The 12,895-nt window shown below is 54.9% G+C and carries 13 protein-coding genes and 1 tRNA gene; 7 read left to right on the top strand and 7 right to left on the bottom strand.

Features of this window, described 5'->3' with window-relative positions:
• Position 1: 1 nt before the first annotated feature.
• The gene (locus IFT53_RS20465) at positions 2-952 is read right to left on the bottom strand and encodes an FAD binding domain-containing protein (protein ID WP_192067355.1); all 951 of its coding nucleotides are present in this window, start codon (positions 950-952) and stop codon (positions 2-4) included.
• Positions 949-1,584: an aldehyde dehydrogenase iron-sulfur subunit PaoA gene (gene paoA / locus IFT53_RS20460; protein WP_342365844.1), complete on the bottom strand. Its 636-nt coding sequence runs from the start codon at positions 1,582-1,584 to the stop codon at positions 949-951. The genes IFT53_RS20465 and paoA overlap by 4 nt, the downstream gene beginning before the upstream one ends.
• A 184-nt stretch (positions 1,585-1,768) precedes the next feature.
• Between paoA and IFT53_RS20455 the strand changes: the two genes are divergently transcribed.
• The 3 genes from IFT53_RS20455 to IFT53_RS20445 are packed head-to-tail and all read left to right on the top strand — an operon-like array spanning position 1,769 to position 3,439.
• A complete protein-coding gene (locus IFT53_RS20455; RefSeq protein ID WP_244656405.1) occupies positions 1,769-2,344 on the top strand; it encodes a DUF6030 family protein in 576 nt (191 codons plus the stop codon).
• 49 nt (positions 2,345-2,393) lie between these two features.
• On the top strand, positions 2,394-2,735 hold the full coding sequence (locus IFT53_RS20450) for an XdhC family protein (RefSeq protein WP_192067358.1): 342 nt from the start codon (positions 2,394-2,396) through the stop codon (positions 2,733-2,735).
• A complete protein-coding gene (locus IFT53_RS20445; protein ID WP_192067359.1) occupies positions 2,735-3,439 on the top strand; it encodes an XdhC family protein in 705 nt (234 codons plus the stop codon). Before IFT53_RS20450 ends, IFT53_RS20445 begins: the two co-directional genes overlap by 1 nt.
• On the opposite strand, the gene IFT53_RS20440 is transcribed toward IFT53_RS20445, so the two are convergent.
• Positions 3,422-4,045, bottom strand: coding sequence for a nucleotidyltransferase family protein (locus IFT53_RS20440; RefSeq protein ID WP_192067360.1), 624 nt, complete (start codon positions 4,043-4,045; stop codon positions 3,422-3,424). The genes IFT53_RS20445 and IFT53_RS20440 overlap by 18 nt on opposite strands.
• 217 nt (positions 4,046-4,262) lie before the next feature.
• Between IFT53_RS20440 and scpA the strand changes: the two genes are divergently transcribed.
• Positions 4,263-6,404 (top strand): methylmalonyl-CoA mutase, encoded by a 2,142-nt coding sequence (gene scpA / locus IFT53_RS20435; RefSeq protein WP_192067361.1) that lies wholly within the window; start codon positions 4,263-4,265, stop codon positions 6,402-6,404.
• 162 nt (positions 6,405-6,566) lie between these two features.
• Positions 6,567-6,656, top strand: a tRNA-Ser gene (locus IFT53_RS20430).
• A gap of 111 nt (positions 6,657-6,767) precedes the next feature.
• Here the strand turns inward: IFT53_RS20430 and IFT53_RS20425 are convergent.
• The 4 genes from IFT53_RS20425 to IFT53_RS20410 all read right to left on the bottom strand — a co-directional run bounded on the left by IFT53_RS20425 (position 6,768) and on the right by IFT53_RS20410 (position 9,851).
• Positions 6,768-7,136 carry a hypothetical protein gene (locus IFT53_RS20425; RefSeq protein ID WP_192067362.1) on the bottom strand — a complete coding sequence of 123 codons (369 nt, stop codon included), beginning with the start codon at positions 7,134-7,136 and terminating at the stop codon, positions 6,768-6,770.
• Entirely contained in the window at positions 7,126-7,620 is a 495-nt protein-coding gene (locus IFT53_RS20420) for an ImmA/IrrE family metallo-endopeptidase (RefSeq protein ID WP_113219888.1), read from the bottom strand. The genes IFT53_RS20425 and IFT53_RS20420 overlap by 11 nt, the downstream gene beginning before the upstream one ends.
• Before the next feature lie 266 nt (positions 7,621-7,886).
• The gene (locus IFT53_RS20415) at positions 7,887-8,579 is read right to left on the bottom strand and encodes a DUF6998 domain-containing protein (protein ID WP_192067363.1); all 693 of its coding nucleotides are present in this window, start codon (positions 8,577-8,579) and stop codon (positions 7,887-7,889) included.
• A gap of 48 nt (positions 8,580-8,627) precedes the next feature.
• A complete protein-coding gene (locus tag IFT53_RS20410; protein ID WP_342365845.1) occupies positions 8,628-9,851 on the bottom strand; it encodes a PDDEXK-like family protein in 1,224 nt (407 codons plus the stop codon).
• Between the two features lie 171 nt (positions 9,852-10,022).
• Between IFT53_RS20410 and IFT53_RS20405 the strand changes: the two genes are divergently transcribed.
• Both IFT53_RS20405 and IFT53_RS20400 read left to right on the top strand, forming a co-directional pair.
• Positions 10,023-11,015 carry a site-specific integrase gene (locus IFT53_RS20405; protein WP_192067365.1) on the top strand — a complete coding sequence of 331 codons (993 nt, stop codon included), beginning with the start codon at positions 10,023-10,025 and terminating at the stop codon, positions 11,013-11,015.
• Positions 11,016-12,297: 1,282 nt separating this feature from the next.
• Positions 12,298-12,756, top strand: coding sequence for a hypothetical protein (locus IFT53_RS20400; protein ID WP_192067366.1), 459 nt, complete (start codon positions 12,298-12,300; stop codon positions 12,754-12,756).
• Positions 12,757-12,895 lie beyond the last annotated feature (139 nt).

The following is a 12,895-nucleotide window of genomic DNA, read 5'->3' as shown; positions in this document are numbered from 1 at the left end:
CTCAACCCCTTGCTTCGGACAGGACGGCGCCAAGCGTGCGCTCGACAAGATCGATCTTGAACCGGTTCTCTTCTGTGGGACGTGCATCTGCCAGAATGGCTTGTGTGGCGGCGCGCGCGCCTTCCGCCAACTGGCTTTCAGCCGCCTCGACACGCCAAGGCTTATGGGCCACGCCGCCCACCGCAACCCGTCCTGTTCCATCCGACTGAATTATCGCACCGACAGAAATCAGCGCGAATGCGTAGGATGCGCGGTCACGTACCTTCCGGTAAATCTGCTTACCGCCAACGGGTGGTGGCAATAGAACCGAGGTGATGAATTCACCCGCTTCAAGCGTGCTCTCGATGTGCGGCGTGTCGCCCGGCAGACGGTAGAAATCTGCAATCGGAATGGAGCGACGAGAACCATCGGCTTTGACCGTTTCAATCGTCGCATCAAGCGCGCGCATGGCAACGGCCATGTCGCTGGGGTGCGTTGCTATGCAGGCATCGCTGACGCCAACAACGGCAAGCTGGCGGGTGTAACCGCCAATGGCGGAACAGCCGCTTCCAGGCGTGCGCTTGTTGCAAGGCTGGTTGGTATCGTAAAAGTAAGGACAGCGCGTGCGCTGCAAGAGATTGCCAGCCGTCGTTGCCTTGTTGCGCAACTGCCCGGATGCCCCGGAAACCAACGCGCGCGAAAGCAGGCCATAGTCGCGGCGGACCGTTTCATCGGCTGCAAGATCTGTGTTCCTGACCAGTGCGCCGATGCGAAGGCCACCCTCCGCAGTTGCCTCGATCTTGTCGAGTTCGAGCCCGTTCACATCAATCAGATAGGTCGGCGTCTCGATCTCAAGCTTCATCAGGTCGAGAAGGTTTGTGCCACCCGCAATGAATTTGGCACCGGGATTGGATGCAACAGCTTTGGCTGCAGCTTCGACAGAGGAGGCGCGCTCATAGGTAAAAGCTCTCATGCGTTTATTCCTCCCACTTCTGAAATGGCATCCAGAATGTTCGAGTAGGCCCCGCATCGACAGATATTGCCGCTCATGCGCTCGCGAACCTCATCTGCTGTCAATTGCGTCTTGGCTGTCAAATCGCCGGTTACATGGCTTGGGATGTTGGCCTTGATTTCTTCCAGCACGGCGATGGAGGAACAAATCTGGCCCGGCGTACAGTAACCGCACTGGAAACCATCATGCTTGATGAAAGCCGCCTGCATGGGGTGCAAATCACCCGGCTGGCCAATGCCCTCGATTGTGGTCACCTCATCGCCATCATGCATGACGGCGAGCGAAAGACAGGAATTGATGCGCTTTCCATCCACCAGAACTGTGCACGCGCCACACTGGCCGTGATCGCAACCTTTTTTGGTGCCGGTCAAATGAAGATGCTCGCGCAGCGCATCCAGCAAGGTGGTTCGGTTATCCATATCAAGAACATGGTTCTGACCATTCACGGTCAGTGAGACTTCGGATGATTGTGTCATGGGGCTCCCCGCAGTTTGCGCCGCCGCGCTCTTGACGACGCCGGTGGCCGCTATCGTCGCGGCAGAGGAGATAAGTAAGTTTCGTCGGGAAAGTTCCAGTCGGACGCTGTCGAGCACGGCCCGCTCCTTTTCGATGGCTTGAGGTGCAAGGCTAACTGCGTCCAAGCGCAAAGGTGCCATCGACAAACGAAAAGTTGAACCCTAAGACCGTTGGCGACTGCCACTCCGCGGTCATCGTTTCACTTGTGCATATGCTACGGCGGGGTACAGTTGTTGTTCACACGGATGGCCTTCAGATCAAATGCTTCTAGCCTCGATCATATCTCTGTTTGTGCTTGGCGTTGAAACGCGGCCCACAACGGTTTTACACGTCTCGCAATCGCCGAAGACGCAACGGCACCCTGTCCAGGGGAGCCCGTCTGTCAGGACATTTTTTGGCTTCGACGAAAAACGGTGCCTGGGCATTGCGGACCTCTCGTCGTCAGAAAAGCCCGTGTTCACCGCGTATGACACCGGTGAATGGCAATGCACATATGTTATCGACTATGCGGAAACCGGTCACAAACCATCGCTTTTCCTGCAGATCAGAGGCGTTGAGCCGGGCGTGTGGAACAACTTCCGCATCAAACTCAATTTCGGTTCGGTTCTGTCACGTCAGGTGCTAGCCGCGCGCGCTGCCAACATCGTCTATTCACTGTTCGGAACGAATATGGCGCTCAAGGATTTAGAGACGGTTCTGGCATCTGGGCTGGATATGGAGATCGCTTTCGGAGAGGCAACGCTGAAATACAGACAGGAACGGGGTGATCCCAACCGTTACAATCTGTTCGGCACCCGAACGACGCCACAGCCGCAACCAGACAAGGCAGAGCAATGAAGCGTTCGAGATAAATGGCAAAGCCCACTTTGGGGGGGCAGGAAAACTGATGACGGCTGACAGCAAAGACACCCATTCTCTCAATGACCCGTTGGTCCATGCACAGGAATGGCAAGCCCAAGGGCGATCAGTCGCCATCGCAACTGTTATCGAAACCTGGGGCTCTGCCCCAAGACCCGTCGGCAGCCATCTGGTGATCGACGCTGACGGCCATTTCGAAGGGTCCGTTTCAGGCGGATGCGTCGAGGGTGCAGTTATCTCCGCCGCACTTGACGTTATTGAGGAAGGCCAGCCCAAAATGCTCGACTTCGGCGTGGCGGACCAGACGGCCTGGTCGGTTGGATTATCCTGCGGTGGACGCATCCGAGTCTATGTGGAGAAACTTCACTAATGGATGCCGCAACACTTGAGACCCTCAACGCCCTGCGCAGCAACCGCGTGGCCGCTGCGACCATTACCAATCTTCAAAGCGGTGCCGTCGAAGTTATTGCCTCGAACGCAATACCATCGAGTGCTCTGGGCGAGGCTGTTGCCACAGCCCTTCAGTCCCGGAAATCCTCTGGCATCACGATTGAGGGCATCGATCATTTCATCAACGTTTATGTCCCCTCGCCCCGAATCGTCATCATCGGTGCAGTCCATATCAGCCAGACGCTGGTGCACATGGCAAAGCTGACAGGCCTTGATGTTGTGGTGATCGATCCGCGAACGGCATTTGCGACACCTGAACGCTTTGCCAGCACCGACCTCATTGCCGATTGGCCTGAAGATGTGCTGCAGACACGACCGCTTGACCAGCACACAGCCTTGGTCGCCTTGACCCATGATCCCAAGATCGATGACTTCGCCTTGATGGATGCCCTTCGGAAAGGTTGCTTTTACGTGGGCGCGCTTGGCGGCCGCAAAACGCACGAGGCGCGGCTGAAAAGGTTAGCCGGTCAGGGCTTTGGCGAGCCTGACCTTCAGCGCATCCACGGGCCGGTTGGCTTGAACATCGGTGCAGTCAGCCCGGCTGAAATCGCAGTTTCAATCCTGGCTGAAATCATTTCGACCATGCGCTTCGGTGACAAGAGCCTGTCAAAGCGCAACACTTGAGGGCTTGGCCAGAATGCCGCCAGCGCTTGCAATCGCCTCCGGCGTATCCACATCCATCAGGGCAGCCGAGCCCAGTTCCACATCGATGATCTGAAGCCCGGATGCCTTGATGAGATCGCGTGCGCCGACGTCTCCTTCAAGTCGGCTGAGGTCTTCAAACATGGCGCGCGGCAGGATGACCGGGTTGCCGGGCTTGCCGTCCGCAACGGCCCGCACGATTGCAAGCCTTTCCGTGTGCTCGAAGGTCGCGATCATTTGTTTCAAGTGTTCGCCGGTGATTTTCGGCATGTCGGCCAACATCACCATGACACCATCAGCGCCTTTAGCTTGCGGCACCGACAGCCCAGACGCAATCGAACTTGCCATCCCTAACGCATGGTTTGCGTTGACCACCAGGGCGACCTCAAGACCATCAAGCACAGCACCAATCTCTTCATGCCGGTGCCCGAGGACAACCGTTACAGAGGCTGCATTGCTTTGCCCTGCAATCATCGCCATCTTGCGCAGCAAGGGAATGCCATCAAACTCTGCCAGAAGTTTGTGAGCGCCACTTTGCGCTGTGCGGCTGGACATTCCGGCAGCGAGCAAAACGATTGCAACACCCATTCAGTAATCCTCTTTTCGTTTTCCGTAGCACGGCTCCACCAGCCTCACCAAACCGGTGAGTTCAACCCATTGTAAATTCGGACTTCGCCAATGGTTGCGATTGTGTAACCTGTTCAGGCTAGTATTGTCCTACGTGGCCGCTGACGGGTCGCGTCCATTCGTGAGGGTAAATGTCGCCGTTCGCTAAGCGGTGATACTGGTTGCAGAGGAGAGATGTATGTCAGGCGACAAGACGCTACAGGACTGGCAGGGACTTGCTGAGAAGGAACTCAAACGCTCCCCCGACAGCCTTGTCTGGCATACCCCTGAAGGAATTGACGTCAAGCCGCTCTATACGGCAGACGACACGAAGAACATTCCCCATCTCGATAGCCTGCCTGGCTTCAAGCCCTTCGTGCGTGGACCTCGTGCCACCATGTATGCCGGGCGCCCCTGGACAATCCGCCAATATGCCGGGTTTTCGACCGCAGAGGAATCCAACGCCTTCTACAAGCGCAATCTGGCCGCTGGCCAGAAGGGCCTTTCCGTCGCCTTCGATCTGGCCACCCATCGCGGTTATGACAGTGACCATGAGCGCGTTGAAGGCGATGTCGGCAAGGCTGGTGTCGCCATCGATAGCGTCGAGGACATGAAAATCCTCTTTGACGGCATTCCCCTCAAGGACATGTCCGTTTCCATGACCATGAATGGCGCGGTCATCCCCATTCTTGCAAGCTTCATCGTTGCCGGTGAAGAGCAGGGTTGCGCCATTTCGGATCTCTCCGGCACGATCCAGAACGACATTCTCAAAGAATTCATGGTGCGCAACACCTATATCTATCCGCCAGAACCCTCCATGCGCATCATCGCCGACATCATCGAATACACCGCGCGCGAAATGCCGCGCTTCAACTCGATCTCGATTTCCGGCTATCACATGCAGGAGGCGGGCGCGACGCTGGTGCAGGAACTCGCCTTCACCCTCGCGGATGGCCGGGAATATGTGCGCGCCGCAATCGCCAAGGGCCTGAATGTCGATGATTTCGCCGGGCGTCTCTCGTTCTTCTTCGCCATCGGCATGAACTTTTTCATGGAAGCGGCAAAATTGCGGGCAGCCCGTCTGCTCTGGTCGCGCATCATGGAGGAATTCAAGCCGCAAAAACCTGCATCGCTGATGCTGCGCACCCATTGCCAGACGTCAGGCGTATCCCTGCAGGAGCAGGATCCTTACAACAACGTCATCCGAACGGCTTATGAAGCCCTGTCGGCTGTTCTGGGCGGAACACAATCGCTGCATACCAATGCGTTGGATGAAGCAATGGCATTGCCAACCGAATTTTCAGCACGCATCGCCCGCAACACGCAGTTGATCCTCCAGCATGAAACCGGTGTGACGAAGGTGGTCGACCCGCTCGCTGGCTCCTATTATGTCGAAAGCCTGACCAGCGAACTTGCCGAAAAGGCCTGGGCGCTGATGGAGGAAGTCGAGGCGCTCGGTGGCATGACCAAGGCCGTGGACGACGGTCTTCCCAAACGGCTCATCGAAGAAGCGGCGACAAGGCGACAGGCCGCCGTGGACCGCGGCGAGGAAATCATCGTTGGCGTGAACAAATACCGGTTGGAGAACGAAGACCCGATCGACATTCTCGATATCGACAACAGCGCTGTGCGCGCAGCACAGATCAGACGCCTAGAAACGGTTCGCCGGCAACGCAACGCGCAAACGGTAGAGGCCACACTCTCGGCAATCACGCAGATTGCGCAAACCGGCAAAGGCAACCTGCTGGAAGCCGCAATCGACGCCGCCCGCGCCCGCGCAACTGTCGGAGAAATTTCAGACGCGATGCGCAGCGTCTTTGGCGACCATGCCGCTGTTCCCGAAGTCGTCCATGATGTCTATGGCGCAGCCTATGAGAACGATCCGGAATATATGACCCTCTGCACCCGGCTGGGAGAACTGGCCACGGTCGTGGGCGGGAAGCCCAAAATGCTCGTCGCCAAGCTCGGACAGGACGGGCATGACCGCGGCGCAAAAATCATCGCCTCAGCCTTCGGCGATATCGGCTTTGATGTCATTGCCGGTCCTTTGTTCCAGACACCGGCCGAAGCGGCCGATCTGGCCGTCAAGAACAAGGTGCATGTCGTCGGGATGTCATCGCTGGCCGCCGGCCACAAAACGCTCGCCCCGCAACTGGTGGAGGCTCTCAAGGCAAAAGGTGCGGAAAATGTCATCGTCATCGTCGGCGGCGTCGTTCCGAGACAAGACTATCAATATCTTCTCGACCACGGCGTAGCCGCTGTTTTCGGCCCCGGCACCAACGTGCTGGAAGCCGCCCGTGCCGTCATCGACCTCATGCAAGGTCGGCTTCGCAACAGCTGAACCCAACCCACCCGGCGGCCCTCAACGCAAGGCCACCGGACCACCTTTCACAAAACCGACAAAAACTTGACCACCAACAGACCGAACAGACATTTACCCCTTGCAAGCACCCCGATTGCTGGTTATGAGAACGCCCGCACGAACCTCACAGTTCGTGCCCGCGGAGAGGTGGCAGAGTGGTCGAATGCACCGCACTCGAAATGCGGCATACCTGCAAGGGTATCGTGGGTTCAAATCCCACCCTCTCCGCCAGATTGAACCTTGGGTGACAAGGGGGCTACCTTTAACCGAGTTGAGTTTGCCTATCGGTGACTGCGGCACTGCGTCTTCATTTGAATGACAGGGCCACACTTGAGGCACTGCCTACTTCAAACTGCGCCCGAAAATGAAACCGACAGCTGTGCCTGCAAGAGCGAAGCCACGCTCAGCTTGCTTGGCCCAGAACTCAGCTTCGCCGCCTTGTCCGACTGCCTGATTAAGGCACCAGACCGCGATCAAGAGTCCGGCGCTTGCAACAATAAACGCGATAATTGTCGGCGCACTAGATGGCCCGCCAACGAGCCATCCTAACCAACCACGTTCACCATGAGCCATTTGCTCTCGATGGCGGTTGGTTTCTCTAATCAGATCAATATTAAACTGATTTGCCGCTCCTAGCGTTTCGCCTAGATCCGGATCGCTGGGCTCAGGGTCACTCGCGGACTGCTTAGCTTGTTCGCGTTCAGAGGCCATACTCAAATGCCAGTCTGTTTTTGATTGCTGGCACTGAAACAGCGAACAGCTTAGATAAATCCGACTCGCTTAGCCTCTGATAATATTGGTCAAGCAGTGACCGTGGAACGAGGAGGTTTGCTGCAAACGCGTTCGCTTCCTTCTCATGTGGGTCATCGTTATTTCTATCGGGATCTCGCCAGAAGACCTTGTAATCGTCTGTGCCTGCCCAATCCTTATGAAGAAGAGCGTGGCCAAGCTCGTGGGCGATCGTGAAGGTTTGACGAAGAGGGGATTCGTTCTTGTTGACGTATATTGCCTCTTCATCCGGGTCATAGAAGCCTGCCACTTGAGCGAACTCTCCCGAAAAGGACACGAATTTTACATCTAGTCCTTGTTCACGAGCCAACGAAACTGGATTAATTGGCGGGTGGCTAACCCCCGTTTCCTCAAGCAGCTCGCGCGCTTTACGCTTTACGAGACGGTAGTCAGGAATTTTTCTCATGGCTCCTCCTCTGCGTTCACCAATATACGAATCAAAAAAGCGCATTTCCTTAATCGGGTGCGCTGTCGCTGATATAGTGGATCATCATTTTATTTTCCACAAGCGCAGTTTAATAAGGTTCTCGCTTCAGCGTTCTTAAGTGCCGGGCTCCTTGGCACCCTCCCCGGGCATCCTACGCATGATCGACAAAACCGTTGAAGATCACATGGCCACTATCAGAAAAGGCAGAGGACGCTGGCAAGCACAGGTGCGCTGACTCGGTATTCTCACGACAAACCAGCTGATGCGTTCAGCGAACGAATGACATCCGCCCCAAGCTGCTGGGTGTTTTTCAGTCCACCTTTGGAATTGAACAAGTCGACCCCGACATCTGTTGCGATGGATCGCAATGTTTCTTTGACGACACCGTCTTGGACGGCTCCACCTTGAAGTATCCGAATGGCACCGCTTTCGTATTTGACGACCTCAAGACCGGCATAGGTCGCCCTGGCCGTTATCTCGAGGGATTCAGCAGGACGCTCTTCGCGAGTGCCACGCTTGATCGGATAGACCAGCTTGCCCGCCTTTTCACGTGTTAGCTGAAGCACTTCCGCTGCTAACGCATCCAAAAGCTCTTCGACGGAGACACCTTTCTCATCATCTATGTTGATCCGGAGGATCATCACCCGATCGACGTGACGAAATGTATTCTGATTGAAGCTGACGTGCATGGAGGTGGTGATGGTTTTGACAGAAATCCGCTCATTCAAAGCCGACACAACATCATAGCCACGCTGGTTGGTATCAAGTGCCATTTGTCCACGAGTAATCATCGCGGCATAGAGTTCACCGATACGTCCGGTCAGGTGATTTAGCTCGCCAGGACTAACGCCCCAACCGATTTCTTTCTCAAACCAAGAGAGGGCCTCAGCGAGCGACTGGATGATCTGGACCTGACTCAGGGTGGGACGATCTGACATGATGTTTAGCAATTCCCAAAGGCAACCGGGGTCGAGCGCACTAACGATTTATTTGTCCGCCCCGCTAGCAAGTGAGAGGCCAGCCAGAATTGGATCGAAGTGATGGAAGACTTTGGCAGCGAAAAGCTGCAAGTTCTTTGAGACAATGTCTATCGACATGTCCAAATCGGTATCGTCATCGATCTGATCAGGAAGCATCTCTCCCTTAGCCAGACACATCCAATCCCGTCCGGGGCGAGCATTGGGCCTATGCAGTCTTGCTGCGCCTAGCAACGCGACATATTCTTTCCGATAGTCTTCTTCGCTTGGACCAAGATACAGATACGCGTTAATTTTAGTCCGCTCCCGTTTCAACTCTAACAGGATGAGACGTCGGCTTTCTGTCCAGTTAGAGCTTTTGAAGCCTGGAAGCGCATCCCACCGTTCAAATGCAAACCGAATTATTGTCTTATAATCAGCATCTAAAACGACACCGAGCCCGTCCTGTCTCAAGGCCTTCGCAATGTCTGCTTTCCGATCTTTCAGCGCATCAAAAAGATTACCTGTTGCGTCAGGTTGTCGCTCCACGAGGAATTCTAGTGCTTCGCGATGACGTGACCAGAGCTTGCGTGCAAGTTCCTCTAAACGAGCGTCGTCCAAGTGGTGTCTCCTCAACATCCTGAGATATGCGTTAAGACTTTCGCTGGCGGGAGCAGTGTTATTTTTTTGTGCAACCAGTTCAATTTCCTTCACGAGGTCTTCAATAGCCAGGGGCTGCCAATGGTGTGCATCAACCGGCTCTTCCTCATATTTAGTCAAGAAAACATTCAGGTGTTTCCACCCCCCACCCACTGGCCACTCGCTCTCGGCGATCCTCCTGTAACGGCCAAGTTGATCTGTCCCTTGCGTGGACTCGATCTTCAACTCTACTGGAATGACAATCTTCTGTGACTGGATCACGATCAAAAGATCGATGTTGCGCCATTCACGCCGAACTTCAGCTTGTTGGATATCAAGTAAGTGGACGTCAAGAGGCTTCAGCTGGAAATCCCCACGGGCAGGCGCTTCACCTCTGGCCACTGCTAGCAAAAAAGCCCTCAGAACGGTGCTGCCGAAACCATGCGGTCGATTTGGGTTTAGTATATAGGCAAGAAAATTCCCGTGCCGGACTTCTGAACGGACCATTCCCAATGCCTCGAAAGGACAAAATTGGTCGAATTCACGCTCTAGACGAAGGAAATCGCCGTCATTGACGAGAAGTTCTTCGATTTGCGTTTCGATAGGAAAGAACACACGGCTCAAGCGATACCTCTGAGGTCAATTGGAAACAGCTACACCACTTGCACGACTCTTGGTGATTCGCTGCACATCAGCAACCTGTGATAAACGTTTTGCGCCGGGATAATCCTTGGCACCCCTCCAGGGGCATCCTACGCGTGACCTTCAACATAGTTTGGAGGTCACATGGCAACGATCCGGAAGCTCAGGGGACGCTGGCAAGCACAGGTGCGCAGGCGCGGGATGAAGCCACGTTGCAAATCATTCGACACGAAGATCGAAGCCGAGAAGTGGGCGCGCGATCTCGAAGCGCAGGTAGACAAGTTCGGCGCTGCACCCGATACGAAAATCCTCGAGAGCACGACGCTCGGCGCGCTTCTCGAACGCTACCAGCGGGAAGTCTCTCCTTTAAAACGCGGCTCCGTCCAGGAGATTCAGCGGATCGATGTGCTACGCCGCCATGATCTCGCTTACCGGACAATGATTGGCCTCAGCCAGCAGGACATTGCCTCTTTCCGCGACGAACGCCTTCAGGCCGTAGCTCCATCTACCACTGTCCGGGAGCTTGCTATTCTCAGCCATGTCCTTGAAGTCGCAATCCGCGATTGGGGTCTGCCACTGTCAAAGAATGTGGTAAAGCTGGTGCGGCGTCCGGTCATTCGTAACGAACGCAGCCGCCGACTGATCGGCGATGAGGAACAGCGTCTTCTCGATGGCTGTGCTGGTGGAAAGATTCCCTACCTCCGGACGCTGCTAATCCTAGCGATCGAGACAGGAATGCGTCGTGGCGAACTTCTCGGCCTTCGATGGGCGGATGTCTCGCATAATCGCCGGGTGATCAGTCTGGCGATGACTAAGAACGGATCCAGCCGTGAGGTGCCGCTGTCTCAGCGTGCCTTCGATGCGCTGATGGACTGGAAGTCACTCGCAGACGTAGATCAAGCTATCGTTTTTCCGATGAAAGCCGGTTCCCTGGAGCAAGTGTGGTATCGTCTGTTGGCTCGGGTTGGCATCACCGGCCTAAGATTTCACGATTTGCGTCACGAGGGCGTTAGCCGTCTATTTGAGCGTGGACTGAACGTGATCGAGGTCAGCAGCATAAGCGGGCATAGGGAGATGCGTATGTTGAAACGCTACACGCATCTCGCTGCTGATGATCTGGTCACTCGCCTCGGGTAGATCCATCTACGCCAATGCCGTTGCCTTGCGCTATGTTTACAGAATTTTGCCTCAGCGCCAGATCCGTCAAGGTCCCGGGACGAAATCAATCATAAATGTGTATCTTAGGTTGCGCTCTACCTCGCTTCCAACGTCAAAAACACTGCCGATTTAGACCCAACCTTGTCATGATGTTTACATCATCTTGCAGATTTTTCCCATTTCAAGCTTTTTTGGTGCTGATGTAAAGGTTATGCAACGCGCTTGAGTTGCATCTCGTTCCTTCCTCTTCGTTTCCTATCAGCCAAGCAGCCTTTAATAACAAACTTCGCAACCGCGGCACTGGTGAGCTGGCTAGTAGACACTGCCGATCCCTTGGGTGCCAGTGGAGAAAACATATCCGCTAGCGCGATAGGACACATGCGTAGATCAATCTATATCCGTGTGCCAGTGCATCGGGATTAACGTGACTGACGAAGACAAGCTGATAGCAGCCAAGAGTGACCAATCGCCTCAACTCTCCCTGGACGATCCGGAGCAGAGCGTCCGCCTATCGTTCACGCCCGCCCGGTGCCGCGCAACCTCCTCAGCCATGGATGCTGCGATCATCAATAAAGACCCCTTCGAGCGGTGAACATCGAAGTCTTAGGGTATCGTGGGTTCAAATCCCACCCTCTCCGCCATTTTCTTAGTTATCTTATTGATTTTTCTGGAAAATTTTTGACTAGCTGGAATTGGCCCGCCAGTTAGCCCGCCACGTGATTTCGGTTACATTTTTTCCCACAATCTCCCAGAAAAAATCAGATCGACCAGTTGCTAATCGTTATGACATTCGATTACATGAGATTCATTAAGCAACAATTCTGCGCAAGACGTGCGGGATCCTCACAAAAGGGATCTCTATGTCTTCAATCAAGCAGTTGGGCCTTTTCTCTGGCCTTGGTACTTCTGAAGCTACTCCATCAAGTGACGTAGCGACTAAGCCCGCAAATTCTGACGAACACGCTACCGCAATTCCTGCTGCAGTCTGTGAGATCGACCCAATCTCAAAGTCTCTCGGATCTGAAGGCTCTGATCCTCCTCGCAAGCGTAAGGCCCCAGCCTTCACCAGCGCGCACGCAGAGGAATGCTATCTTTCTGTCCAAGCTGTCGCGCGCCGCTATTCGATCAGCATCCAGACAGTCTGGCGCCATACCAAACAAAACCCCGCTTTCCCAAAGCCGATCAAAATCCTGAATGGTACTACGCGTTGGAGGATGAGTGACATCCTCTCGTTCGAGGTTGCGCGCCAGGAGGCTGGCCAATGACCGGGTCCGCCTCTCCTCGCAAGAAGCGTCGTAATCTCCAGAGTGAGAGGAAAGCTAGGGTTCATCAGCTTTACGCTAGCGATGATGTCATCAAGCTATATGAAATTTCACGCAATACGCTCACGAACTGGATCGCCGAGGGACTGCGTTTTATCGACGGCGACTTACGTTTGTTTCGTGGCAAAGACCTGAACGCCTTTCACGCTCGTCGCAGAGAACGGGCTTCCGGGGCGCCACTTGCCCCTTTTATGGTCAACTGCTTTGGCTGCAAAGGCTCTCATTCACTGATCAATGACGAGATCTCGATCTATCCCGGTCGGACGCTCGGGGTCTTCCGCGCATCCATCACGTGCCCAGACACTGGAGTGACAGCAAACAGATACGTTTGTAGTGAAGAGGTCGATACGATCCGAAAGCTTCGTGAAGCCAATCCCGGACGCCAGACTCGCGACTAATATGTTTCGCTAGTTCACTCCGCGATTGTGCAAATCAGGCGGCCTCGAATCCGGGGCCGCCTCAGGACCCAGTCCATTTTCTAACCATGGAGCTCGCTCCGCCAAAGACTTCATTCTCAAGCCAAGGATCACCTTGGCA

Origin of the sequence: Rhizobium sp. CFBP 13644 (assembly GCF_014842165.1) — a bacterium.
GTDB lineage: Bacteria > Pseudomonadota > Alphaproteobacteria > Rhizobiales > Rhizobiaceae > Agrobacterium > Agrobacterium tumefaciens_C.
The sequence above is the reverse complement of the archived record's forward strand: the minus strand, read 5'-3'. Positions and strand labels throughout refer to the sequence as shown.